This is a genomic window from uncultured Sulfitobacter sp., from assembly GCF_947499945.1.
Taxonomy (GTDB): domain Bacteria; phylum Pseudomonadota; class Alphaproteobacteria; order Rhodobacterales; family Rhodobacteraceae; genus Sulfitobacter.
Genome location: NZ_CANMQD010000002.1, coordinates 520,853 through 545,030, shown reverse-complemented (window position 1 = coordinate 545,030; position 24,178 = coordinate 520,853). Strand labels below are relative to the sequence as shown.

Genomic DNA, 24,178 nt, shown 5'->3' with positions numbered 1-24,178 from the left:
ATTTCAAGATGTGAGCGGTCAAGATATGCCCACATCCAGTCTTAAGTAAGTACGCTTAGGTATCGCGCACAGGATTTCGCATCGTGACCAATTCCTCGGACATTGTGGGATGTACCGCGCAGGTCTGGTCAAACTGCTCTTTTGTGGCGCCCATCTTGATAGCGATGCCTGCCATCTGGATCATCTCGCCCGCTTGTGGTGCGACGATGTGACAGCCCAAAACCACACGGGTCTCCTTGCTCACAACCAGCTTCATCATCACGCGGTCATCACGTCCCGCGAACGCAGTCTGCATCGGCTTGAACGATGTCGCATACACCTCAATCGCCTCCTGCGCGGCAGCATCTTCCTCGCTCAGACCCACAGTCCCCATTTCAGGCTGCGTGAAGACGGCAGAGGCGACCAGATCGTGATCCACGGGGGTTGGCTCCCCGCCAAAGACGGTTTTGACAAATGCCATACCTTCACGGATCGCAACAGGGGTGAGGTTCAAACGGTCCGTCACATCACCAATCGCATAAATTGAGGGCACGCCTGTCTGGCTATACTCATTGACTTCAATCGCGCCGTTGCGGCCCAGCGCGACACCAATGTCCTCAAGCCCCATATCATTTGAGTTGGGCGCACGCCCCGTAGCAAAGAAGACTTTGTCGAATATCTTCTCCTTGCCCATGGTGGATTTGACCCATGTGCCGCCTTCGCGGGTTTCCATTTCCAGAATGCTCGCCCCCGAATGCATGTCGATGCCGCGCGTGCGCATCTGCTCCGCCACTAGGCCCCGTGCCTCGTCATCAAACCCGTTGAGGATTTGACCACCGCGAAAATACATCGACACATCGACCCCGAGACCGTGCAGAATACATGCAAACTCGCAGGCGATGTATCCACCCCCCACAATCAGCATCGAACGCGGCAGCGCTTCCAGATCAAAGATGTCGTCGGAGACCAACCCCAACTCGGCGTTTTCCATCTCGGGTCGCACAGGTCGTCCGCCCGTAGCGATCAGAATATGCTTGGCCGTCTTTTCCTCACCCGTAGACAGCTTAACCGTATGCGCATCCTTCAGGGTTGCGCGCGCGTCAAACTTCTCAACGCCGGAGTTGTCCAGCAGGTTGCGGTAAATTCCCTCCAGACGGTCGAGCTCGGCACGCATCTTGCCTGCAAAGTTGTGCCAGTCGAACGGCCCATCGTTAACCTCCCAGCCATAGTCACGCGCATCCTGAAAACTGTCGCGATAGGTAGAGGCAAAAACCATCAGTTTTTTCGGCACACAGCCGCGGATCACACAGGTACCGCCATAACGGCTCTCCTCGGCCAGGCCCACTTTCGCGCCGTATTCGCCTGCCGCCACACGCGCCGCGCGCACCCCGCCAGAGCCGCCACCAATTACAAACAGGTCATAGTCAAAATCGCTCATCACAGGGTCCTTCAGTCACTCAGGTCGGAAAACAGGTTATCACTCTCGACAAAATCAAGGCGCTCGGTCGCGACAGTTCCCTCATTAATGTCGCGCACGTCAACACGTCCGTCGCCATACCCGATCACAACTGTGTCACAGATATCAATGAACAGGCCATTCTCGACCACACCGGGCATCTGGTTAATCACCAGCGCAAGCTGGCGCGGATTGCCGATGCGGTTGAGGTGCAGGTCGAGGATATGATTGCCCTCGTCCGTCATAAACGGGCGGTCGCCGTTCATCCGCAGGGTGCTGGAGCGTCCCAGCACATCCATTGAAATCAGCGTTTCCTCGACCAAGGCCTGCGTCGTTTGCCAGCCAAAGGGGATCACTTCGATGGGCAGCGGGAAAGCACCCAGATGCTCGACCTCCTTGCCGATATCGGCAATCACGATCATGCGGTCACTGGCTGTCGCCACGATCTTTTCTTGCAGCAATGCGCCCCCGCCGCCCTTGATCAGGTTAAGATCGCCATCAAACTCGTCCGCCCCGTCAATCGTCAGGTCCAGCCATTTGGCCTCATCCAGACTGATCACATCAATGCCTACTTCACGCGCCAATTGCGCCGTGCGGCTTGAGGTCGGAATGCCTTTGATCTTGAGGCCATCGTCGCGGACCATCTCACCGATGCAGCGCACCAGCCACGCAGCGGTAGAGCCGGTCCCAAGGCCGACACGCATCCCGTTCTCGACGAATTCCGCAGCGCGTTTGGCCGCCACAAATTTTGCTTTGTCGATGGGGGACAGATCTGAGGACATGGATGCGACTCCTATAGCAGTTGCGCCCTTATAGGGGCCTTGGCCCCCCTGTGCGACCCCTTGGCCGCTGCAATTTGCGAAACAACGCCACTGGTCCCCCACAAAAATGCGAAACGGAACCCTGATCAAATAACTCCCCGTGCATTCTTTCATGGTACCTGCATGCACAGGCGCTGGAATCGCGGTGCCAAACGTCGCTTTTGGCGCGTGAAAGCCTGCGCACCCGCGTTAGAAGATGCCCATGACCTATGTGCTTCACTATGCCCCCGATAATGCCTCACTGATTATCCGCCTCGTGCTGGAGGAAATGGCACTGCCGTACCGCACAGTGTTGGTGGATCGCAGCCGCTGCGCACAAAACAGCGCGGCCTACCGCACCCTCAATCCTGCAGGCCTGATCCCTGTGCTCGAGACGGATCATGGCCCCTTATTCGAGACGGGCGCGATCCTGCTCTGGCTCGCCGACACGCACGGCAAAATGGCGCCTGCGCCCGATGCGCCTGACCGCGGTGATTTTCTGAAATGGCTGTTTTTTATCTCCAACACCCTGCACGCCCAGCTGCGCATGCTGTTTTATCCCGCAAAATACGTTGGCGATGATCTGTCTGCGCAGGCCCAGCTACGACAAACCCTCACCCGGCGCTGCCCTACACAAATGACCCTGCCCGACGCCCTCGACCTGCTAGATGCACGCAAAGCTTTACACAGCGATAGCGGTCCTCATGCCCCCGATGTCCTCGACTATTACGTTATGGCGGTCCTGCGCTGGTGCCGCCTCTATCCTGTGGACCATACCGATTGGTTCGACTTGCAAGAATACCCCGCACTGCTCACACTGGCCCAAGACCTTGAGGTCCGCCCCGCGATCCACGCCGCCCAGACCGCCGAAGGTTTGGGGGCAACACCATTCTCTGCACCCAGCTACGCCAATCCTCCTGAAGGGAGTGCCACCTGATGTTCCTATCTGTTTTCGAGATGTTCAAAGTGGGCATTGGCCCGTCCTCCTCGCATACCATGGGACCAATGGTGGCAGCCGCGCGCTTCCTCGACCAGATGCGCGCCTCGCCCTTCCACTTCGCAGGCCTGCGCGCCTCGCTACACGGCAGCCTTGCCTTTACCGGCATCGGCCACGCCACCGACCGCGCCACGATCCTCGGCCTCGCAGGTTTCACCCCCGAGAGCTATGACGCTTCGAGTGCCGAAGCTGTGCTGCAAGAAATCGCCCAAACCCGGACCATCACCGTAGACGGCCTTGCCCCGCTGCACTTCAACCCCAAAAGCGATCTGATCTTTGACTACGACAATCCCCTCAGCGGCCATGCCAACGGCATGACCCTCATGGCAACTGACGCCCAAGGGGACGTGACAATGCGACAGGTCTACTACTCCATCGGCGGCGGTTTTGTCATGACCGAGGAGGAGCTGGCCGCAGGCAAAGACACCGACGAGGGCGCGCCCGTCCCTTTCCCGTTCAAATCCGCCGCCGAGATGCTGGAAATGGCAAAAGCGTCCGGCAAAACCATCGCAGGCATGAAACGCGCCAACGAGGAGTCGCGCGGCGGTGCGGACAACCTCAAATTAGGCACCAAACGCCTGTGGCAAGTCATGAATGACTGTATCAACCGTGGCCTTGAGACCGACGGCATCCTGCCGGGTGGCCTAAACGTCAAACGCCGCGCCAAAGGCATCCATGACGCCCTGCTGGCAGAGCGCGGCATGAACCAAGCCGCCCCCCACACCATCAACGACTGGATGAGCACCTATGCCATGGCCGTCAACGAGGAGAACGCGGCGGGTGGTCAAGTCGTCACAGCCCCCACCAACGGTGCCGCTGGGGTCATGCCCGCAACCCTGCGCTACTATCTCGACCACGTACCAGGTGCCTCCGAGAGCCATATCGAGGACTTCCTGCTCACCGCCGCCGCCATCGGTGGCCTCGTGAAATTCAACGCCTCAATATCCGGCGCAGAAGCAGGGTGTCAGGCCGAAGTAGGCTCCGCCGCTGCCATGTCCGCAGGCGCACTCTGCGCCGTGATGGGTGGCACGCCCGAGCAGGTCGAGAACGCCGCCGAAATCGCCCTAGAGCACCATCTCGGCATGACCTGCGATCCCGTGCGCGGTCTGGTCCAAGTGCCGTGTATCGAGCGCAATGGCCTCGGTGCGATCAAAGCAGTCTCCGCTGCATCATTGGCCCTGCGCGGCGACGGCACACACCTCGTCCCGCTGGATGCCTGCATCGAGACAATGCGCCAGACAGGCGCGGACATGAGCGAGAAGTACAAAGAAACATCCCTCGGCGGCCTCGCCGTCAACGTCCCCAACTGCTGATCGCGTGTCTGACGCACCGTCATCTGTTTCATAAGGAACCCGCAGCGCTTAGGTCCGTTGTCTCCCCGACGCATGCAATTTCCGCACGCCTTGGCAACAGACAGGACACCCCATGAATATTTTGATGATCCTCACTTCCCACGACAAACTCGGCGATACAGGCGAAAAGACAGGCTTCTGGCTCGAAGAATTCGCCGCCCCCTATTACGTGCTCAAAGACGCAGGTGCGACGATCACACTGGCCTCGCCCAAAGGTGGCCAACCGCCCCTTGATCCAAAAAGCGACAGTGAAGACGCCCAGACCGAAGCCACCAAGCGCTTCAAATCAGACGACGATGCCCAAGCGGCCCTCGCCTCCACACGCGTCCTTTCCGAGATCACCGCTGAAGGCTACGACGCCGTCTTCTACCCCGGTGGCCATGGCCCGCTCTGGGATCTCGCCGAAGATGCCGACAGCATTCGTATAATCGAGAGCTTTGCAGAGCACGACCTACCCATCGGTGCCGTTTGCCATGCCCCTGCGATCTTCAAACACACAAAGATCAACGACAAACCGCTGGTCGCAGGCAAGAAAGTTACTGGCTTCACCAATACCGAAGAAGAAGGTGTCGGCCTCACCGATGTTGTACCTTTCTTGGTCGAGGACATGCTCAAAGCAAACGGCGGCGTCTATCTCAAGGGCGACGACTGGGCCAGCTTCGTAACCACAGACGGCAAGCTGGTCACTGGCCAGAACCCCGCCTCCTCCGAGGCAGCGGCAAAGGCTCTTCTCGACCTGCTGTAAATAGGACAGGCGGGGCATCACGTGCCCCGCCTACGCCAAGCATAAAAGTTTTTGAAGAATTCAACCCCTATGTTTTCCGAAAAAATCCCTTCCCCAGACATCATCCTTGCCACACCTAATCTGCCGCTCTACCCCTTGAGGTATGACACCAGACAGACCCATTCTCGGCATCACCCTCATGCTCGGCTTTTGCATCCTTGCTCCGCTCGGCGACGCACTCGCCAAACTGCTCGGTGCAACGATCCCACTTGGCCAACTCGTTCTGGTGAGGTTCGGCGTTCAGGCCATACTTCTGATCCCGCTCGTCGTGATCTATGCAATGCCGTGGCGCCTATCGCCCCGCGCATGGCGTCTCGCAACAATCCGCACTGTCCTCCACATCCTCGGCATCGGCTGCATGTTCACGTCGCTTCAGTTCCTGCCTCTCGCTGACGCCGTCGCCATCGCATTCGTCATGCCCTTTTTCATGCTGCTGCTGGGTCATTTTGTGCTGGGTGAGGAAGTCGGCCCCCACCGCATTGCGGCCTGCGCAATCGGTTTCATCGGCACGCTACTAGTGATCCAGCCCAACTTCCTCGCCGTAGGATGGATCGCCCTGCTACCCGTCGCCGTAGCAATCATCTTTGCGCTCTTCATGCTCACCACTCGCCAGATCGCGCGCGAAGTGGACCCGATTGCCCTCCAAGCCGTCAGCGGCATCATTGCTGTCGCGATTCTCGCACCCTTCATGGCTCTTGGCATGTGGGCGGACTTCACACCGCTAGCCCTGATCCAACCAAACGCATGGGAGCTTAAAATGCTGCTCGCGATCGGCGTTCTCGGCACGCTCGCACACCTGATGATGACATGGTCCCTGCGGTTCGCGCCCAGCGCCACACTCGCCCCCATGCAATATCTCGAAATTCCTGTGGCCACTGCCGTCGGTTTCTGGCTATTTTCGGAACTGCCCGACAGCCTCGCCGCCTACGGCATCGCGCTCACCATCACGGCGGGGATATATGTTCTGCTGCGCGAGCAGGCCAGCGCACGCCGCCTTGCACAAAATGCGCCACCAGCGGTTTGAGATAGTGCTTCGGCACGATCAACAACATACCCGGCGCGTCCATCACCAAGGTCACTTTCCCCAAAGCACGGTTCGATGTGCCAATAAACCGCGCCGGGTCAAACGCCAGCCCGTCAATCGGCCATTCCAACCCTGCACTGCGCCCCTGCACAGGGAGCATCGGGTAAAGCGACACCACCTCTCCCGCCCCCATATCCAGCGAAAGCTGCGGCGGTGCCAGCGCAATCACCTCGTGTTCAGCGATGAGAATGCAGGGCCTGTCCGCATGCACCAGCAGCGTATGAAACGCCGCCATTTGATGATCCACTCGTCCCCCGCAAAATCCCACACCAACCACGACAGGTGCGTCCACACTGCGAAGAGCCTTGTCGAAATCGGTGGATTGTTGTTCACTTACGTGGTGCCGACGCTCCTGCGGCACTTGGGCCAATGCCTCTGGGGGGGCGCTGTCCATATCACCGATCACGGCATCGGGCATCCGTCCGGCCGTTTGCGCCGCCACAAGACCACCATCCACAGCGACGAGTTTGCCGCAGATGGTTAACGCATCCGCAAGGTCTGGCGCGCTAGCATGTCCCCCACCGAGGAACGCGATAGGACGGGAACTGCTCAGAATGGCTTTAGACGGGGTAATATACATGGCACTTACATGCCGAAATTGGCGGATGACCACAATATCGCCACACAATGATACCGCGTCTGGCACAGTTTCGGGCCGCTTTGGCCTTGGCTTTCATGGTAAACAAGTCCCAATTAATACGCAGAGGACGAGCATCCGATGATTAACAACAACAAAATTCTTACCGTCTCTTATGGTACTTTTTCGTGCACGCTTGAGGGGTTCGATGATTCCTTTGGCACGATGAAAGCTATCGCGGAGTATTTTCGCGATCTTTCCGCCGATGACCGATATTTCGGCGCTGAACCGGTCCAGCCAGACGCACAAATGCTGGCCCGCATCGCAGAGCGCGAGATTTCGCGGCATGTAGAAGCACGCGAAGACAAGGGCCGTATCGTCCTTTCCGCCCAAAGTGCACCGCAACAGGCCGCTGCTCTCGTGGCATCCGACGCTGTTGAGGATGTAGCCGAAGCAATCGCCGGCGCTACTGTTGAGAAAGCAACCAAAGAACAAGCGGCATCAGAAGCAGCAGCTGCAAAGCAGGAAGAAGCAGCAGCCGCCAAGGTTCAAGCCAAAGCGCCGGAGACAGAAACGCCAACGGTCAAGGTAAGCCTGACTGCACCAAAGCCCCGCATCGTCACAAAAACCAAGACATTCGCAGTTGATCATGACATCAAAGAAGCTGTTGTGCCGGAGGAAGCCCCAAAGGCAGAGGTCAAAGCCGAGCCCGAAGCCGCCCCTGTAAAATCAGCTGAAGCCGAACGTGTAATCGTGCCAAGCTTGCCTGATGAAGACGTTGAAGCCTTTTTTGCTGAGGGAAGCTCTGCCGATCCATCTACAAAAACAGCTCTGGACGACTTTGAGGACGACGCGACCCCTGCACAGGACCGTGCAAAAGCTGACAGCATTGCGGACAAACTCAAGCGGATCCGCGCCGTTGTCTCACAACAGGGCGAAGCCGTTGCTGCGCCTGACTATTCCGAGGACCAACACGCAGATGCAACCGTTGCACCCGCTGCTAAAATCATCGACGAGATCGCAGACATTGAGGACGAAGAAGAGACATCAACGGATGTGCTCGCCGACACCCTTCGCGATCTTGAGGACGCGTTGGAAGCTGATGACGAATTCGAAACCGCCGATGATGATACCTATGATAAAGAGCACGCTGATACAGATGGCGAGAGCGACGATGATGACATCGCCGCAATCCTAAGCCGTCTGGAAGGCGAGACAGATACTTCTGCTTTGCCCGCCAACTATGGTGACGAAGAAAACTATGACGACGACGAAGACTACTTTGACGACGAAGATGAAGATGACACCACAACTGGTAACATCCTCGCCACAATGGACAGCGTCGAGGCCGGTGCTGACGACGTGTCTCTGACCGATGAAAATCTCTTTGAAGAAGACGAGACAGGTGAGGATGATACCGATGAAGTTGAGCCCGAAGCACCCGCACCCGTCGCGCCAAAGCCAGCCCCCCGCACCCGCGTTCTCAAGGTAAAGCGAGCGACATTAGAGGCGGCAATTCAGTCCGGCCAGTTGGAAGAATACGACGACGACGAAGAGGAGGAGGATGAAGCACCCGCAAACCATCTGCGAAAAGCACCGCTTGCCAGCCGTTCCACCCTCAGCGACGAGGAAGAAGAAGCGCTTGCACGTGAATTGGCCGAGCTTGAAGCCGATATGGCATCAGCAGACGAATTCGAAGACGACGAAGACGACTTCGCGGTGCAAGCCGCCGTTGCGCCCCGCGCACGTATACGCGCCCCCGCGGATGAGGATTTTTCCCGTCTGATGGAGGAAAGTGAACAGCAAATGGAAGAGCCAGAAGCCGCAACGCGCCGAGACGCCTTTGCCCACCTGCGCGCCGCTGTTGCCGCGAAAAAAGCGGACGAAGCTGTCGTAGGGACAGATGACAACGAAGAAGCCGATGAAGCTTATCGCGACGATCTGGCCAGTGTGGTTCGTCCGCGCCGTCCCGTGTCAGGAGAGCGCACCCGTACCGAGCGCCCTGCAGAGCCGCGTCCGGCCCCCCTCAAATTGGTTGCAGAGCAGCGCATCGACACAGGCGAGATCAAAAGAGTGGCGCCGGTACGTCCGCGCCGTGTTGCTGCTGCCCCGACGCCTGCGCCTCACGCAGCACAGCAAAGCGAGGATTTTGCAGATTTTGCAGATCAGATGGGCGCAACCAAACTGCCCGATCTGCTCGAAGCTGCTGCCGCTTACCTGTCCTTTGTTGAGGGCCATGAGCAGTTCTCGCGTCCACAGCTCATGACAAAAGTGCGTCAGGTGGAAAAAGAGAACTTCACCCGTGAAGACAGCTTGCGCTCTTTTGGCAAACTCCTGCGCGAGGGTAAGATCGAGAAAATGAAAGGAGGCCGTTTTCAGGCTTCCGACCAGATCGGGTTCAAACCGGCCAAACGTGCAGCAGGCTGAACTCTTTCACACCGAACATGAAAAAGGCGGGCCTTACAGGTCCGCCTTTTTTACATCTTGAGGTATCGGTGACGCAAAAATCAGTTTGTTACCCCCAGGGTCGGAAATGCTCATCTCATCCCACCCCCATTCCTGCCGCTGCCATCCCGGCTTGGCATTCTTGAACTTCTTGGCGTTCAGCATAGCAGACATATCCGCGACATCCTCAACTTCAATCCGTACAAAAGTCCCCGGTGTTCCATCACCAAAATGCTCAGACAAGTGCAATTCACACGCGCCCTGCTTCACAGCGAAGTACAGCGGCGCATCCTCACCGAACCGATGTTCGAATAAAATTTTGAACCCCAGAAAATCAATGTAAAATGCCTTTGCCGCCGCTTCGTCAAAACTACGCAAGATGGGAACAGCAGCCTTCATGCCAGCGGATCATGTGGCGCGTCAGGATCGGCCTGCCCCACCCCTTTGAACACCGCCTTCAACGGAAACGCCCAGATCACACCAGAACCCACATAGATCAAAAGCTCGACCCAAAATGGCGGACGGTCAAACTGCGCAATGCCCCAAACCATAAACACAATATAAACAGGCAGCGCCACTAGCAGCAAAAACAGGGACCAACGGCGGCGGGCTTTGTAACTCAGGGCCATCATCTTTTCCTCTATCGATTTACGAGATACACCAGACTTGGCCCACCCCGCATTATTTTCAATTGCGACAATCAGTCCGCAAAGGGGTCCGTGACCAAAATCGTGTCCTCACGCTCGGGCGAGGTCGACAACAGCGCCACAGGACACTCGATCAGTTCCTCCACACGGCGCACGTATTTGATCGCTTCCGCAGGCAAATCCGCCCAAGAGCGCGCACCCTCGGTCGACTCAGACCACCCCGGCATCTCTTCATAAATCGGCGTGCAACGTGCCTGCTGGTCCGCCGCAGTGGGCAGGTAATCCAGCCGCTTGCCGTCCAGCTCATAAGCCACACAGATTTTCAAAGTCTCGAACCCGTCGAGCACATCCAGCTTTGTAAACGAAATCCCGTTGACGCCAGAGGTCGCACAGGTCTGGCGCACCAGAACCGCATCAAACCAGCCACAGCGCCGCTTGCGGCCTGTCACAGTGCCAAATTCATGGCCCCGCTCGCCCAAACGCTGCCCGTCCGCATCATTCAACTCTGCCGGAAACGGCCCCTCACCCACGCGGGTGGTATAGGCCTTCACAATCCCCAGAACAAAATCGATCGAGCCTGGCCCGATGCCCGTTCCAGTCGCCGCCTGCCCCGCAATCACATTGGAAGAAGTCACAAACGGATAAGTCCCGAAATCAATGTCAAGCAGCGCCCCCTGCGCCCCCTCAAACAAAATCCGCTTACCCGCTTTGCGCTTTTCATTCAGCACTTTCCATACGGGTGCGGCATACTCCAAAACGCTCGGCGCAATCGCCCGCAAATCCGCAAGCAAACGCGCACGGTCGACAGGCTCAAGACCAAGCCCACGGCGCAACGCATCGTGATGCACCAGCGCACGATCAACCCGCAGCTCAAGCGTCGCATCGTCGGCCAGATCAGCCACCCGAACCGAACGCCGACCCACTTTATCCTCATAGGCAGGCCCGATGCCGCGCCCCGTTGTGCCAATCTTGGCCACTGCTGTCTGCTCTTCGCGTGCGCGGTCCAATTCACCATGGATCGGCAGGATCAGCGGCGTATTCTCCGCAATCATCAGCGTCTCTGGCGTGATCGTCACACCCTGCTTTCGCAGTCCCGCGATCTCTTTTTCCAGATGCCAAGGATCCAGCACAACACCGTTGCCAATCACCGACAACTTACCACCGCGTACAATCCCCGATGGCAGCAGCGACAGCTTGAACACTTCGCCATCAATCACCAGCGTGTGCCCTGCGTTATGCCCGCCCTGAAAACGCGCGATCACATCCGCCCGCTCCGAGAGCCAGTCGACGATCTTGCCTTTACCTTCGTCACCCCATTGGGCGCCTACGACAACAACATTGGCCATGATATTCCTCTCAAAGCAGCGGGAGACGCGCGGCGTGCGCAATCCAAATCCGTGCCCCTAATAGCGGTCCATGCCCCCACGCGAAACCGCAAACTTACATCATCCCATAGACTTTTGATGCACAGCCCCCGATATTGCGCCGAAATTGATCAAAGGACACGCTGCCATGGGCTTTATCATCCGCTGGATTTGCGCATTTGCACTGCTGGCACTGACCTTCAACCCGACCGAGTATAATTATGTGCAATGGGCACGCAGCTACGGCAGCATGAATATGTCCATCGCGGTGCTTATCGGGCTGTTCCTGATGATTGGTTACATTATTTACCTGCGCGCCACCCTGCGCAGCATTGGCTCTTTCGGCATGCTGCTCGTGTTGGCGGTTGTGGGCGCAGGTCTTTGGGTACTCTATGATCTGGGCGTTCTGCGCCTTGACGACCCCAGCTTTAACGTCTGGCTCGGCCTCATCGCCCTCAGCTTTGTGCTGGCCATCGGCCTCAGCTGGAGCATCGTGCGCCGCGCCCTCTCGGGCCAAGCAGACGTAGATGATGTCGATGCATGATGGGGTCGGTGGGAGGGCGCTTTAAGCCTTAAGGCTTAAAGCGCCCCATCCCCCGCACTTTTTGGCAACGTAACAGGCTTACCATGTTCAGTGGACAAATACGCCCGCTCCCAAGCGGCCCTCATTTCCTCGACCGTCTCAGGCGCTGCCATATCAACTTCCGCCAAAAAACTCTCAAGCGTCTCTAACCAAGCGGTGAAATAATCATCCCCGCCGTTCAAATCCTTAGCCATCCCATGCCGCTTCAACGTGGCCGAGAATCGCTCCGCCCAATCAGGCCACGCAAAATGCCCCGCCTCATTGAGATGCACCGTCAGCGCAAAAAGCTGCGCGTGCCACGGCGCTTCAAACACAGGTTCAGGTGCGCTCATACAGCCTCCAAATAGCTTTGCCAAAGGTCCAACACGACTTCATCGCGCGGGTGCTCAGGGTGCTGCCACAGCTCAGAGGCCGGAAACACCACCGCATAGAGCGGTTCTGGCGCCTCCCCCAACCCATGCGCATTGCTGTCAGGCAAAACATGGGTGCCATGATACCGCATGATCCGCCCTCGCGCGCCGGCTGCATAAGACGGCAACCGCGTATGCCCGCCAGAGACCAGTACATTTTCCGCAATCCGCCGCGTCACCACTTCATCCCCGATCTCAAACGCAGGAGCCACATTACTCTCGCGGTCCGCAGGGCCACCCCGCGCCAGCACGCCTGCCACCTGATCCGCCGTCAGCTTCTTCGTTGCCAATTCACTGATCTGACCATCCGTCTGCCCCGCCAGCTCGTCGCGCGTCAGCACCCCCGTCTCGACCAGCAAAGCCGCCAAACCGCCCATCCATTTCTCGTAATAGCTAAAGGCCGTGTAATCCTTCGGCGCCAAACACTCCCGCGCGTGGCGCGAAACGTCAATATTCCATTTTCCCAAGCTGCCAGAGGCCAGCACAATCGCCAGCGCACGCGGATGCCAGTCGGCATGGAATTTCACATTCTCGTCTTCAGGTATCACAGGACCATCGCCAAACCGCCCGCCCATGTCGTGGACGCGTGTCACGATCTATCCTTCGCCAAACCCGTGCCGATCATACTGTCCCGCGTCACCAGATCCATCAACGCTTCTTCCGACAACCCTTCCGACCCTTCAGGCCTCATCGGCAACACTAGATAGCGCACCTCCGCCGTCGAATCCCAAACCCGCACCGCAGTCTGCTCGGGCAGGCTCACACCAAAATCAGCCAATACTGCACGCGGCTCGCGCACGGCACGCGCACGGTAGGCATCGGATTTATACCACCCCGGCGGTATCCCCAACAGCGGCCAAGGATAGCAACTGCACAGCGTACACACGACCATGTTATGCGTCTGCGGCGTGTTCTCGACCACCACCATATGCTCACCTTGCCGTCCGTAATATCCAAGCTCGCTCAGCACCTTATCCGCATCCGTCCGCAGCGCTTGGGCAAACGCAGGGTCACTCCACGCCTTGGCCACAACATGCGCGCCATTGCGTGGCCCGATCTTGTTTTCATAAGTGTCGATAATCACATCAAGTGCGGCGGCATCCACCAGCCCCTTTTGCGTCAGGATGGTTTCCAATGCCTTTACCCGCAGCGCAGGTGCGGGCGGCAAGAGGGTGTGCGGGTGATCATGGTCATGGTGGTCATGGGGCATAAGATACAGCTTGCCCCGCAATAAACTGCTTGTCTACGCCCTACCTGCACCATTTGACGGCGCATCCTCCCTTGCCCCCAAACCCAAACTTGCCTAGATACCCCCAAACCGACCCAGCAAAGAGCAGCCAGCACCCCATGGAAAATGTCGTCCTGATCGTCCACCTTATTCTCGCGCTTGCCTTGATCGCAGTTGTGCTGCTTCAACGCTCGGAGGGCGGTGGCCTCGGCATTGGTGGCGGCGGTGGCGGCAACTCTGGCAGACCGCCAGCAACACCCATGAGCAAAGTAACATGGATTTTGGGCATGGCCTTCGTCGTGACTTCCATCACCTTGACCATTGTAACAGCACAGAAATCCGCAGGCTCCTCCGTGCTCGACCGTTTGACCGCATCGCCCCCCGCGCTGAACCAAAGCGATGTACCAACGCCGGACCTCAACAACCTGCTGCCGCCCATTGATGGCGACAACACACCGCTGGTTCCAACACTTGATTAACTAAAACCTCAACAAGATGAGGCAGATGCGATTTTAGCTACAACATGTAGCCCACCTCGCCTTGCCTTGCCTTTCCGAATCCTGCTACAATGAACTCCCGTGGGGTGTGCATATTGCACCCGCTTGGGCGTGTTCCGAACAGGCCTAATAGACGCAGAAAAGACGCAAATTCGCGCACGGGAGAGACCAGACAATGGCACGCTACATTTTCATCACCGGCGGTGTTGTATCCTCACTTGGCAAAGGTCTTGCATCCGCAGCCCTCGGCGCACTCCTGCAGGCACGCGGCTACTCTGTCCGCCTGCGCAAACTTGATCCCTACCTCAACGTCGATCCTGGTACGATGTCCCCGTTCGAGCATGGCGAAGTGTTCGTCACAGACGATGGCGCAGAAACCGACCTCGATCTGGGTCACTACGAGCGGTTCACAGGTGTGAGCGCACGCAAAACTGATTCCATCTCCTCGGGCCGCGTCTACTCCACTGTGCTGGAGAAAGAGCGTCGCGGCGATTATCTGGGCAAGACAATCCAAGTCATCCCCCACGTTACCAATGAAATCAAAGACTTCCTCGCCATTGGCGAAGACGAAGTCGACTTTATGCTCTGCGAAATCGGCGGCACTGTGGGCGACATCGAAGGCCTGCCCTTCTTTGAGGCGATCCGCCAGTTCTCCCACGACAAACCGCGCGGCCAGTGTATCTTCATGCATCTCACGCTGCTGCCCTACCTCGCGGCCAGCGGAGAATTGAAAACCAAACCCACCCAACACTCGGTCAAAGAACTCCAATCCATCGGCATCGCGCCCGACATCCTCGTCTGCCGATCCGAACATCCCATCCCCGAGAAAGAGCGCGAGAAGATTGCCCTCTTCTGTAACGTGCGCAAAGAATCAGTTGTCGCTGCTTACGATCTGAAATCCATCTATGAGGCACCGCTGGCCTACCACGCCCAAGGGCTTGATCAGGCCGTCCTCGACGCCTTTGATATCTCCCCCGCGCCCAAGCCTGACCTGCGCATCTGGAACGACGTCTACGACCGCATCCACAACCCCGAAGGCGAAGTAAAAGTCGCAATTGTCGGCAAATACACCCAGCTTGGCGATGCATATAAATCGATCGCCGAAGCACTGACCCACGGCGGCATGGCCAACCGTGTGCGCGTAAAAATCGAATGGGTCGATGCCGAAGTCTTCGAGAAATCCGACGACGTCGCCACCCAACTTGAGGGCTACCACGCTATCCTTGTCCCGGGCGGCTTTGGCGAACGCGGCACCGAAGGTAAAATCCGCGCCGCCCAATACGCACGCGAGCATAAAGTGCCCTATCTCGGCATCTGTCTGGGCATGCAAATGGCCGTGATCGAGGCCGCCCGCAACGTCGCGGGCCTCTCAACCGCAGGTTCCGAGGAATTCGACCACGAATCCGCAGGCAAAAAACGCTTCGAACCTGTCGTCTACCACCTCAAAGAATGGGTGCAGGGCAACCATAAGGTCGAGCGTAAAGTCGGCGATGACAAAGGCGGCACCATGCGCCTTGGCGCCTACGACGCGACCCTCAAAGAAGGCTCAAAAGTCGCTGAGGTCTACGGCACTACCAAAATCGACGAGCGCCACCGCCACCGCTATGAGGTAGACATCGCCTACCGCGAGCAGTTGGAAAAAGCAGGGATGAGTTTCTCCGGCATGTCCCCCGACGGCAAACTTCCCGAGATCGTGGAATGGTCAGATCATCCATGGTTCATCGGCGTGCAGTTTCATCCCGAGCTGAAGTCAAAACCGTTCAAGCCCCATCCCCTGTTCAAAGGCTTCGTAAAAGCGGCCAAGGACATGTCTCGGCTGGTCTAATCGCGCGAAGGCTCACTCGGGTCACTTGAAAACAGAGCAATCTTGTTGCCCTGTGGATCGCGCAAATAACTCACATAAAAATGCGGACCGTATGACGCGCGGAACCCCGGTTGCCCCTCGTCCACTCCGCCAGCGGCAACGGCCGCCGCATGGAGTGCGCGCACCTGACTTTGACCACGCGCTTCAAACGCCACCATCGTCCCGTTTCCCGCCGTTGCAGGCTGCCCGTCAAAGGTCGGCTTGATGTAGAAATCTGGATAGACAGGCGACTGCCCCGCTTCCACAGGCAGCGCATAGCTCAAGCCCTCGGGACCTTGTTCAAGCCCGTAACCAAGCACAGGCAGAAACGCATCGTAAAACCGTCTCGCACCCTCAATGTCATCCGCACCAACCGTCACATAGGCAATCATTCTGCTCATCCCTTTTCGCCGCCGCGGTGGCTTCTGACCCTTTTCGCCAACGCGGTGGCTTCTGAGCAATTCTGGCACGCCCACCCATTTCAGATCAAGGGCAGCCAAACTTGCCATGCGGCTGTCGCCCTTCATCTCCGCCTAACCCATGCACCGCACGCACCCTTAATCCTCCAATCTCTGTCTCGGGCGGTGTACAGGGGGGGTACGCGGAGTATGCGCAAGGCACCCCCACCAAATCTCGCTCTGTTATGGCGTTAACCCCCATATGCCGCCCCCAGACCAAATCCGCGCATTAACCGTTGCGCATACGCCCCCATCCGCTACACCGCTTGTATGCTCAGTTATCAACATATCTATCACGCTGGAAATCTGGCCGATGTCCACAAACACGCCCTGCTCGCATGGATGCTCGATTACCTTACGGCCAAGGATAAACCGCTCACCTACATCGAGACGCATGCAGGCCGTGCGCTCTATGATTTGCAGGCCGAGGAAGCCCTCAAAACCGGTGAGGCTGCGGCGGGAATTACCCAATCCCGCAAATGGTTTAGCGCAGATCATCCCTATGCCCGCGTGCTGGACCGTGTGAAGGCCGAGGACGGCCCCAATGCCTACCCCGGCTCGCCGCTAATCGCCGCCCATCTGCTGCGCCCCACTGACACCATCCATCTGGCCGAATTGCACCCCCGCGAACACGCCGCCTTGGAGCTTGCCATGTCGCCAACGGGTGCCAAAATCCATCTGCGCGACGGGTTCGAAACGGCCTTTGCCTTATGTCCGCCCATGCCCCGCCGCGGCCTGCTGCTGATCGATCCCAGCTATGAGATAAAGGAAGATTATACCAATATCTTCCGCCACATAGCCAAGCTTCACCGCGCGTGGAATGTCGGCATCATCGCCCTGTGGTACCCGCTGCTGACCAGCCGTGCGCACGAGCCGATGTTGGAAGCGCTAAGCACCCAATTCGCAGGCGCGCTGCGCCACGAGGTCCGCTTCCCCCCCGCCCGTCCAGGGCACGGGATGGTAGGGTCGGGCATGTTTGTGCTAAACCCGCCCTACGGCTTAGCGGATGAGGCCAAGCGGCTGGCGAAAGACTACGCAAAGCTACGCTAAGATCGCGATACAATCGGGAGGAAGAGTACAATGCCTAAAAAGGGTTACTGGATCGGAAACATGGATGTCCGCGATGCGGCGATCTATGAGAAATACCGCGTTGCAAACGCCAAACCCTTTGCTGATTATGGCGCAAAATTCCTTGTGCGCGGCGGCACCCAACAGGTCCGCGAAGGCAAAGCCCATGCCCGCACCGTTGTCATCGAATTCCCCAGCTATGCTGATGCCGTCGCCTGTTATGAGAGCCCCGGATACCAGAACGCAAAAGACATCCGCATGACTGTTTCTGACGGAAGCCTCGTAATAATAGAGGGCTATGAGGTCTAGATTGTGTTAGGATGATGCTATGAGATATCTTAGCGCCCTAATCCTCGCCCTCATGCCCCTGCCCGCACTCGCCTGCGGGAATGCCGTCTGCCTTGTCGATCCAGACAGCCTTGTTCTCCCCGAAATTATCACATTCGACGAGACCCGCTCGGGTTATGGCCCCGGCTATGCGGTTGACGACGTGCTGGCACTAAGTGGTGCGCAATTCGGGGAGCGGTTTGCAGGCCAGATTCTTTCAACCGCAGGTGCCCATGATTCTGTTGCAGGCCCCGCCTTTGCACCTTTGACCCTGCTGCCCGGTGCGCAGGGGCAAAACCTTTCGGTGGTAAGTTTTATGGGCGTTGCAGTCCTGAACGGCTATGGCCACGCAGGTTTTCCAAAACGCGACGCACAGGGTGAAGGGGCTATAGCCATCCTATTTGACAGCGACCAGTCCGCCCTCTCGATTGATATGCGCGGTGGCGAGCAGGGCCGCGCCAATATCCTGTTTCTGGCCCGCGATGGCACATTGTTGGCACAGGTTCCTGTCAGCCCGGTCGGAGAATTTGCCATTGCTTTCATGCGGATGGAAGGGGCAGATGATATTGCAGGGGTGGTTGTGAACAACACCGACCCCCAAGGGATCGCAATTGATACGATTAGGTTTGGCAAAATCCCCGATCTAAGTTAACAAACTGCTATGTTAGAACGCCTTTTCCCGCGCCGTGCGCCCTCGCCCAAGCCTCTTCCACAGCCAAACCCCCAGCTTGCACTTGGTGCGTTGCTGGTGCGCGTAGCCTTGGCCAATCGTCAATACCTCGCTGCTGAAGTGGCCCAGATCGACAAGATTTTAAGTGCGACCTTCCACCTCAAACCTCTCGAGGCGGCCAAACTGCGCGCTGAATGTGAAGCGCTGGAACGGCATGCCCCCGGGACAGCAGAATTCACAAAGATCGTGCGCGAAGAAGTTGCCTATGATGACCGCAAGGCGCTGGGTCACGCGATGTGGTCTGTTGCCATGGCTGACGGTCGCCGCGATGACGATGAAGAAGTACAACTGCTCGCTATCGAGACGGCCCTTGGCCTTAGCGATGCCGATATTGCCGAAGCGCGAAAAAATGCCCTTGGCGAATTGTAAAACGTCCAGAGCGCCTTAGATAGAAACTCATGTTTGCAGATTTTATCAAAAGGCTGACTGATCCAGCCCCCGCTCCACTTCCCGATGGCGATGCACGCCTTGCCATGACTGCTTTGCTGGTGCGTGTCGCGCGCTCGGACCATGACTATAGTACGTCTGAACGGACGCGCATTCAGAGCATTATTAGCGCCCGCTACGCTCTTGGAGAAGGGGAGCGCGACTCATTGCTGGCAGATGCCGAGGTTCTCGAATCCGAGGCCCCGGATACAGTGCGTTTCACCCGCGCGATCAAAGACGCTGTGCCTTACGAAGACCGCCTCGCAGTGGTGGAAGCGCTTTGGCAGGTCGCACTTGCTGATGGAAGCCGCGCGAAAGAAGAAGACGCGCTGCTTCGGCTCGTTACAAATTTGCTGGGCATTACCGACATGGATAGTGCCCAAGCACGCCAACGCGCCGAGCGCTGACACCTTTACCGCGGGGAAGTTACAGGGCCGGCCCATTGCACGTTGCATATGGATTGATTCTCGCGTCTTATCTGCGCTGCACTTGCAACAGATGGCCCAAACGTGACAGCAGACATACCCGTTATCGAAATCCGCGACCTGCACAAAGCGTATGGCGCTTTGGAAGTGTTGAAGGGTGTGAGCATCGCAGCCCCCCGCGGCCACGTTATCTCGCTCATCGGCTCATCGGGATCGGGAAAATCTACCCTTTTGCGCTGTTGCAACCTGCTTGAGGACAGCCAGCAAGGCGAGCTTCTTTTCAATGGAGAGCCCGTCACGTGGCGCGGCAATACCCACAATCGTCGCCCCGCCGATGCACAGCAAGTTCTTCGCATCCGCACGAACCTCAGCATGGTGTTTCAACAGTTCAACCTTTGGGCCCACATGACCATTCTCGAGAATGTTATGGAAGCACCCGTAACTGTGCTGCACCGCGACCGCGCAGAGGTCGAAAAGTCCGCGCGCGCCTATCTCGAAAAGGTAGGCATCGGCGATAAATGTAACGTCTATCCTGCCCAACTTTCCGGTGGTCAGCAGCAACGCGCCGCTATTGCACGTGCGCTGTGTATGGAGCCCGAAGCGCTGCTGTTTGATGAGCCGACCAGCGCACTCGATCCCGAGCTGGAGCAAGAAGTCATCAAGGTGATCAAGGATCTGGCCGCCGAGGGCCGAACCATGATGATCGTCACACATGATATGAAACTGGCCGCTGACGTATCTGACACGGTTGTGTTCCTGCACAACGGCCTGATCGAAGAACAAGGGAGCCCCGAGACGTTATTCGGAGCACCCAAATCAGAGCGACTGCGCGGGTTCCTCTCTGCAACCCACGCCGCATAAACCGTAAATGGTAAAACCTGGGAGACACCAAATGAAAAACCTTATTCTTGCGACTTCTGCACTGGCTATTACAGCAGGCTTGGCCCTCACGGCTGGCATGGCGATGGCCGATGGCCACGGCAAAACCATCCGCCTCGGCACCGAAGGCGCCTACCCCCCCTACAACTTCCTCAACGACGCGGGCGAGGTTGACGGTTTCGAGCGTGCAGTGGGCGACGAGCTCTGCGCGCGTGCCGAGCTGACATGCGAGTGGGTCACAAACGAGTGGGACAGCATCATCCCGAACCTTGTATCCGGCAACTACGACGTGATCATCGCGGGCATGTCCATCACAGACGAGCGTGACGAAGTCATCGACTTCTCCGACCCCTACACCTTGCCCGATCCGTCCTCCTATCTCGCCATGGGTGAGTTAGACCTGTCGGGCGCAGTCATCGCGGCTCAAGCTGGTACAATTCAGGCAAGCCACATCGCCTCCATGGAAGGCGCGACACTTGTTGAATTTGCGACACCAGAAGAAACCGTTGCTGCCGTGAAAAACGGCGAAGCGGATGCGGTTCTGGCCGATAAGTCCTTCCTCGCACCGATTGCCGAAGAAGATGGTGATTTGCAATTGCTCGAGCAAGACGAGTTGCTCGGTGGTGGTATTGGCCTCGGTATCCGCGAAAGCGACGGTGAGCTGCGCGAGAAATTCAACACGGCGATCCAGTCTATGAAGGCGGATGGCTCACTCAACGCGCTGATCGCAAAATGGCTGCCAGAAGCGGCACAGTTCTGATCTACAATATCTAAGGCGGGCCTGCTGGTGCAGGTCCGCCTTACTTTGCGAACCGGCTTGGACGATAAGCCGCCAAAAGTGCACCTGACTGGTTTGTCACTCCCTCAAGCATTTCCTGTGCAACTAGCTCCCCCGCCAATGCGCCAAGGGTGATGCCCGAATGCATACAGGCCACGTGCAGCCCCTTGGCCACTGCCCCAATAACAGGCAATTCATCCTGCGGCACAGGGCGGAACGCCAATGTCAGTTCCTGCCAGTCCAGCGTTAGATGAGGCAGCAGGCTGCGTAACCGTATCAACACCTGATCGGCGGTGTCTTCCAGACTGTCCGTGACTGTCTCCGAGCTGTCGCCCTGATGATCTACTGCTGCCGGCATCAATAACGTCCCATCCCCCAGTTGCCGCAACTCTCCGAATTGAGACACAAGGACATGGCGTAATACAGGCGGCACAGGGCGCGTCCGTAACACCAAAGCAGGTCTGCGCAGCATAGACATAGGTACGCCTGCCTGCGTCATAAGCGCGGCAGTGCCCGTTCCTGCGGCAATCAGCACATGATCGGCCAAAGTGATACCGGCCTGCGTGCGGATGCCTGCAAAACGCCCTTTTGTCTCCATGATCTCTTCCACTTTGAGGCCGCGCAAACGCTGCGCGCCTAATGAGGCGGCGGCATCAAGCAATGCGTTGGTCGCGACTATGCTGTCTACCGATGCTTCCGCGGCAAAATGCAGAGCACGCACGGGCGGCTCCGCTATATGCGGCTCAAGTGATGTAAATTCGGCCTGATCAATCTCGCGCACCGCATATCCCAATGCACAAAGCTGGTCGTGTTGCGCCGTCAAGGCCTCGCCCGTTTCCTCCCAACACAATGTTCCTCGCCATGAAACAGGCAGATCAAGCTTTGATCCAAGGCGTTTCCACGCGGCAAGCCCCTCCTCGCGCAGACGAAAATGCGCCGCGTCGTGGTGAAAGCTTGCGTTGATCCAACCAAAGGAGGAGGCAGTTGCTGTCTCACCGCCAGCATCTACAATCGTAACCCGTGCACCTGCCTTTTGCAGCGCATAGGCGGCTGATGCGCCGATGATACCTGCCCCAATGATAACAACCGATGGACCCGTTGCGCGCATATCATTTCCTCGAAGAAAAGCGTGTCACCAAACCTGCCTCGCGCCTCATAAAACCACAAGTGGTTGACAACCCCTCCGCGCTCCGAAAACTGGCGCAATAGAAGAAAGTGTCCAATGTTCCAGTTTTGCGCAGACCCTGAACAACTCGAAGGCCTGACATGGCTTAGCTGCTACCTGACGACAGGCAAGCACCTGAACCTCTATTGGTCTGTTGTTACTGTTCTGATCCTGCTTGCAATCACTGCACCAACGGCCCTTCTGTTCGGCTTTGGCGGGGCATCTGCGGCGCGCTCGCGCATCGCCCCGCTCCGTTGGATCGGCAAGACCTATATCGCAGTGGTGCGCGGCATTCCCGACATCGCGTTCTTCCTGTTCTTTGTCATCGCACTGGACCAAGGCATCGAATACCTGCGCCACAAGGTGCTCTGCCCCGATTGGGACCAGCCGATACGTCAGGGCAATGATTTCATCGTGTGCCAAGCGGCCAAGATGCCTCTGGGTAATTCATCGCAATGGGTGCATGAGGCCTACGGCTTTGCCATTGCGGTGCTGACTTTTGCCATTGTTTTTGGTGCGTTTGCGGCCAATGTTTTGTTTGGAGCCATGCGTGCTGTACCACGTGCACAACTTGAAACGGCAGAGGCCTATGGCATGTCGCCCCGCCAGATATTCCGCCGCGTTCTTGTCCCTCAGATGTGGGTCTATGCCCTGCCCGGCCTTGGCAACCTCTGGATGGTGCTGGTTAAGGCTACGCCGTTGCTGTTCCTGCTGGGTGTCGAGGATATCGTCTATTGGGCGCGTGAGCTTGGCGGCTCTAAAACGCCCCGCTTCACCGACTACCCCCATGGGGACTGGCGCATGTGGTACTTCCTCGCGCTGCTCGTATTCTATCTTGCCCTTACTGCCATTTCCGAGCGTTTCATCACACGCGCCATGGGACGGTTGACACATGGTCAGGCCACCACTGGCGGCGAAGCGCAGAGGAAATTGGGATGAAGTTTCTTTTCAGCGCTCAACCCGCACCACTGGCTGAATGGGCATATTTGGGATACCTTGCCGCAGCCGCGTTTCTCTTGACGGAGCAATGGGTATGAGTTGTATCCAGACAATTCAGGACTACGGCCTCCGTGCGATCGGGATCGGGGAGCGTCTGCTGCCACGGGAGGATTTCACTCTGTGCGAACAGTTCACCCTGATCGGATCAGGCATGATCTGGAACGTTTACTTCGGTCTGACGGCGCTGGTGACGGGGTTCTTCTTTGCAACAGCCCTCGCCCTTGGCAAAGCAAGCCCGCGCAAAGGGCTGCGCACGCCGTCTGAGTGGTTCATCTTCATCTTCCGTGGCTCGCCGCTCTTTATCCAGTTTTTCTTTGCCTACTTCGTCTTTCTAAGCATGAAGTCGCAATTCCCTATATTCAACGGCCTGACTTCCGCTTGGGCTGGTGCCGTGATCGTCCTATTTTGTAACACATCCGCCTACTCCGCCGAGATTTTCTATGGCGCACTTCAGTCCATCCCAAAGGGGGACGTGGAGGCAGCAGACGCTTATGGTTTGTCAGGTTGGGCGCGGTTCAAGCGCGTGATCTGGCCCACCATGATGCGGCTTGCTTGGCCTGCCTACACGAACGAGGCGATCTTTTTGTTCCACGCCACAACACTGGTCTATATATCCAGCTTTCCTGCATGGCAGCAGCGCGGCGATGCGCTCTATTACGCAAGCTACTTTGCCGACAAGACGTTCAATCCCTTCATCCCCTATCCGATTCTTGCAGGATACTTCGTACTACTGACACTCGTTGTAATCTCGATCTTCGGCATCATTAACCGCCGTCTCAACCGCCACCTCCCCGGAGAACAGCGCCAAAAATTACGCTTGCGCCCTAATCTGATACGATAGTATCAATAATTTGATCAAATCCCGTGGCGCTGGCCG

28 protein-coding genes are annotated in these 24,178 nt (G+C 57.6%); 17 read left to right on the top strand and 11 right to left on the bottom strand.

Annotation, left to right across the window (positions count from 1 at the left end):
* Positions 1 to 55 precede the first annotated feature (55 nt).
* The gene (gene gor / locus Q0775_RS12865) at positions 56 to 1,417 is read right to left on the bottom strand and encodes a glutathione-disulfide reductase (RefSeq protein WP_298861392.1); all 1,362 of its coding nucleotides are present in this window, start codon (positions 1,415 to 1,417) and stop codon (positions 56 to 58) included.
* Between the two features lie 11 nt (positions 1,418 to 1,428).
* The gene (gene rpiA / locus Q0775_RS12860) at positions 1,429 to 2,217 is read right to left on the bottom strand and encodes a ribose-5-phosphate isomerase RpiA (RefSeq protein ID WP_298861389.1); all 789 of its coding nucleotides are present in this window, start codon (positions 2,215 to 2,217) and stop codon (positions 1,429 to 1,431) included.
* 235 nt (positions 2,218 to 2,452) lie between these two features.
* Between rpiA and Q0775_RS12855 the strand changes: the two genes are divergently transcribed.
* From Q0775_RS12855 to Q0775_RS12840, 4 genes are all read left to right on the top strand, one after another.
* Entirely contained in the window at positions 2,453 to 3,172 is a 720-nt protein-coding gene (locus Q0775_RS12855; protein ID WP_298861386.1) for a glutathione S-transferase family protein, read from the top strand.
* Complete coding sequence (locus Q0775_RS12850) at positions 3,172 to 4,545, top strand: L-serine ammonia-lyase (protein ID WP_298861383.1); 1,374 nt, start codon at positions 3,172 to 3,174, stop codon at positions 4,543 to 4,545. Before Q0775_RS12855 ends, Q0775_RS12850 begins: the two co-directional genes overlap by 1 nt.
* Positions 4,546 to 4,657: 112 nt before the next feature.
* Positions 4,658 to 5,329, top strand: a complete 672-nt coding sequence (locus Q0775_RS12845) for a type 1 glutamine amidotransferase domain-containing protein (RefSeq protein ID WP_298861380.1) — start codon at positions 4,658 to 4,660, stop codon at positions 5,327 to 5,329.
* 142 nt (positions 5,330 to 5,471) lie between these two features.
* Positions 5,472 to 6,392 (top strand): DMT family transporter, encoded by a 921-nt coding sequence (locus Q0775_RS12840; RefSeq protein ID WP_298861378.1) that lies wholly within the window; start codon positions 5,472 to 5,474, stop codon positions 6,390 to 6,392.
* Here the strand turns inward: Q0775_RS12840 and Q0775_RS12835 are convergent.
* Complete coding sequence (locus tag Q0775_RS12835) at positions 6,313 to 7,032, bottom strand: thiamine diphosphokinase (protein ID WP_298861376.1); 720 nt, start codon at positions 7,030 to 7,032, stop codon at positions 6,313 to 6,315. The genes Q0775_RS12840 and Q0775_RS12835 overlap by 80 nt on opposite strands.
* 138 nt (positions 7,033 to 7,170) lie before the next feature.
* Here Q0775_RS12835 and Q0775_RS12830 point away from each other — a divergent pair, with 138 nt between their 5' ends.
* Complete coding sequence (locus tag Q0775_RS12830) at positions 7,171 to 9,456, top strand: hypothetical protein (RefSeq protein ID WP_298861374.1); 2,286 nt, start codon at positions 7,171 to 7,173, stop codon at positions 9,454 to 9,456.
* Positions 9,457 to 9,489: 33 nt separating this feature from the next.
* Here Q0775_RS12830 and Q0775_RS12825 read toward each other — a convergent pair whose 3' ends face one another.
* From Q0775_RS12825 to Q0775_RS12815, 3 genes are all read right to left on the bottom strand, one after another.
* Entirely contained in the window at positions 9,490 to 9,873 is a 384-nt protein-coding gene (locus tag Q0775_RS12825) for a glyoxalase superfamily protein (RefSeq protein WP_298861371.1), read from the bottom strand.
* Positions 9,870 to 10,103: a DUF2842 domain-containing protein gene (locus tag Q0775_RS12820; RefSeq protein ID WP_298861368.1), complete on the bottom strand. Its 234-nt coding sequence runs from the start codon at positions 10,101 to 10,103 to the stop codon at positions 9,870 to 9,872. Before Q0775_RS12820 ends, Q0775_RS12825 begins: the two co-directional genes overlap by 4 nt.
* A gap of 71 nt (positions 10,104 to 10,174) precedes the next feature.
* A complete protein-coding gene (locus Q0775_RS12815) occupies positions 10,175 to 11,467 on the bottom strand; it encodes an adenylosuccinate synthase (protein ID WP_298861366.1) in 1,293 nt (430 codons plus the stop codon).
* A 166-nt stretch (positions 11,468 to 11,633) separates the two neighbouring features.
* Between Q0775_RS12815 and Q0775_RS12810 the strand changes: the two genes are divergently transcribed.
* On the top strand, positions 11,634 to 12,029 hold the full coding sequence (locus Q0775_RS12810) for a DUF6524 family protein (RefSeq protein WP_298861363.1): 396 nt from the start codon (positions 11,634 to 11,636) through the stop codon (positions 12,027 to 12,029).
* Positions 12,030 to 12,064: 35 nt separating this feature from the next.
* On the opposite strand, the gene Q0775_RS12805 is transcribed toward Q0775_RS12810, so the two are convergent.
* The 3 genes from Q0775_RS12805 to nthA are packed head-to-tail and all read right to left on the bottom strand — an operon-like array spanning position 12,065 to position 13,688.
* Positions 12,065 to 12,400 (bottom strand): nitrile hydratase accessory protein, encoded by a 336-nt coding sequence (locus Q0775_RS12805; RefSeq protein ID WP_298861360.1) that lies wholly within the window; start codon positions 12,398 to 12,400, stop codon positions 12,065 to 12,067.
* Complete coding sequence (nthB, locus tag Q0775_RS12800) at positions 12,397 to 13,071, bottom strand: nitrile hydratase subunit beta (protein WP_298861357.1); 675 nt, start codon at positions 13,069 to 13,071, stop codon at positions 12,397 to 12,399. The genes Q0775_RS12805 and nthB overlap by 4 nt, the downstream gene beginning before the upstream one ends.
* On the bottom strand, positions 13,068 to 13,688 hold the full coding sequence (gene nthA / locus Q0775_RS12795) for a nitrile hydratase subunit alpha (RefSeq protein WP_298861354.1): 621 nt from the start codon (positions 13,686 to 13,688) through the stop codon (positions 13,068 to 13,070). The genes nthB and nthA overlap by 4 nt, the downstream gene beginning before the upstream one ends.
* 137 nt (positions 13,689 to 13,825) lie before the next feature.
* Between nthA and secG the strand changes: the two genes are divergently transcribed.
* Positions 13,826 to 14,185, top strand: a complete 360-nt coding sequence (gene secG / locus Q0775_RS12790) for a preprotein translocase subunit SecG (RefSeq protein ID WP_298861351.1) — start codon at positions 13,826 to 13,828, stop codon at positions 14,183 to 14,185.
* 193 nt (positions 14,186 to 14,378) lie between these two features.
* Positions 14,379 to 16,028: a CTP synthase gene (locus tag Q0775_RS12785; protein ID WP_298861348.1), complete on the top strand. Its 1,650-nt coding sequence runs from the start codon at positions 14,379 to 14,381 to the stop codon at positions 16,026 to 16,028.
* On the opposite strand, the gene Q0775_RS12780 is transcribed toward Q0775_RS12785, so the two are convergent.
* Positions 16,025 to 16,438 carry a VOC family protein gene (locus tag Q0775_RS12780; protein ID WP_298861808.1) on the bottom strand — a complete coding sequence of 138 codons (414 nt, stop codon included), beginning with the start codon at positions 16,436 to 16,438 and terminating at the stop codon, positions 16,025 to 16,027. The genes Q0775_RS12785 and Q0775_RS12780 overlap by 4 nt on opposite strands.
* A 336-nt stretch (positions 16,439 to 16,774) precedes the next feature.
* On the opposite strand from Q0775_RS12780, the gene rlmJ reads away from it, so the two are divergent.
* From rlmJ to Q0775_RS12745, 7 genes are all read left to right on the top strand, one after another.
* Positions 16,775 to 17,554, top strand: coding sequence for a 23S rRNA (adenine(2030)-N(6))-methyltransferase RlmJ (rlmJ, locus tag Q0775_RS12775; RefSeq protein ID WP_298861345.1), 780 nt, complete (start codon positions 16,775 to 16,777; stop codon positions 17,552 to 17,554).
* Positions 17,555 to 17,584: 30 nt separating this feature from the next.
* A complete protein-coding gene (locus tag Q0775_RS12770) occupies positions 17,585 to 17,881 on the top strand; it encodes a DUF1330 domain-containing protein (protein WP_298861343.1) in 297 nt (98 codons plus the stop codon).
* Between the two features lie 19 nt (positions 17,882 to 17,900).
* A complete protein-coding gene (locus tag Q0775_RS12765; RefSeq protein ID WP_298861340.1) occupies positions 17,901 to 18,551 on the top strand; it encodes a hypothetical protein in 651 nt (216 codons plus the stop codon).
* 9 nt (positions 18,552 to 18,560) lie between these two features.
* Positions 18,561 to 18,998: a TerB family tellurite resistance protein gene (locus tag Q0775_RS12760; protein ID WP_298861337.1), complete on the top strand. Its 438-nt coding sequence runs from the start codon at positions 18,561 to 18,563 to the stop codon at positions 18,996 to 18,998.
* A gap of 29 nt (positions 18,999 to 19,027) precedes the next feature.
* Complete coding sequence (locus tag Q0775_RS12755; protein WP_298861334.1) at positions 19,028 to 19,462, top strand: TerB family tellurite resistance protein; 435 nt, start codon at positions 19,028 to 19,030, stop codon at positions 19,460 to 19,462.
* 102 nt (positions 19,463 to 19,564) lie between these two features.
* Complete coding sequence (locus tag Q0775_RS12750) at positions 19,565 to 20,341, top strand: amino acid ABC transporter ATP-binding protein (protein WP_298861331.1); 777 nt, start codon at positions 19,565 to 19,567, stop codon at positions 20,339 to 20,341.
* A 31-nt stretch (positions 20,342 to 20,372) separates the two neighbouring features.
* Positions 20,373 to 21,119, top strand: a complete 747-nt coding sequence (locus Q0775_RS12745; protein WP_298861328.1) for a transporter substrate-binding domain-containing protein — start codon at positions 20,373 to 20,375, stop codon at positions 21,117 to 21,119.
* 40 nt (positions 21,120 to 21,159) lie between these two features.
* Here Q0775_RS12745 and Q0775_RS12740 read toward each other — a convergent pair whose 3' ends face one another.
* Positions 21,160 to 22,245, bottom strand: coding sequence for an FAD-dependent oxidoreductase (locus Q0775_RS12740; protein WP_298861325.1), 1,086 nt, complete (start codon positions 22,243 to 22,245; stop codon positions 21,160 to 21,162).
* Positions 22,246 to 22,359: 114 nt separating this feature from the next.
* Here Q0775_RS12740 and Q0775_RS12735 point away from each other — a divergent pair, with 114 nt between their 5' ends.
* Both Q0775_RS12735 and Q0775_RS12730 read left to right on the top strand, forming a co-directional pair.
* A complete protein-coding gene (locus tag Q0775_RS12735) occupies positions 22,360 to 23,241 on the top strand; it encodes an ABC transporter permease subunit (RefSeq protein ID WP_298861323.1) in 882 nt (293 codons plus the stop codon).
* A 94-nt stretch (positions 23,242 to 23,335) separates the two neighbouring features.
* A complete protein-coding gene (locus Q0775_RS12730; protein ID WP_298861321.1) occupies positions 23,336 to 24,142 on the top strand; it encodes an amino acid ABC transporter permease in 807 nt (268 codons plus the stop codon).
* The last annotated feature ends 36 nt before the right edge of the window (positions 24,143 to 24,178 follow it).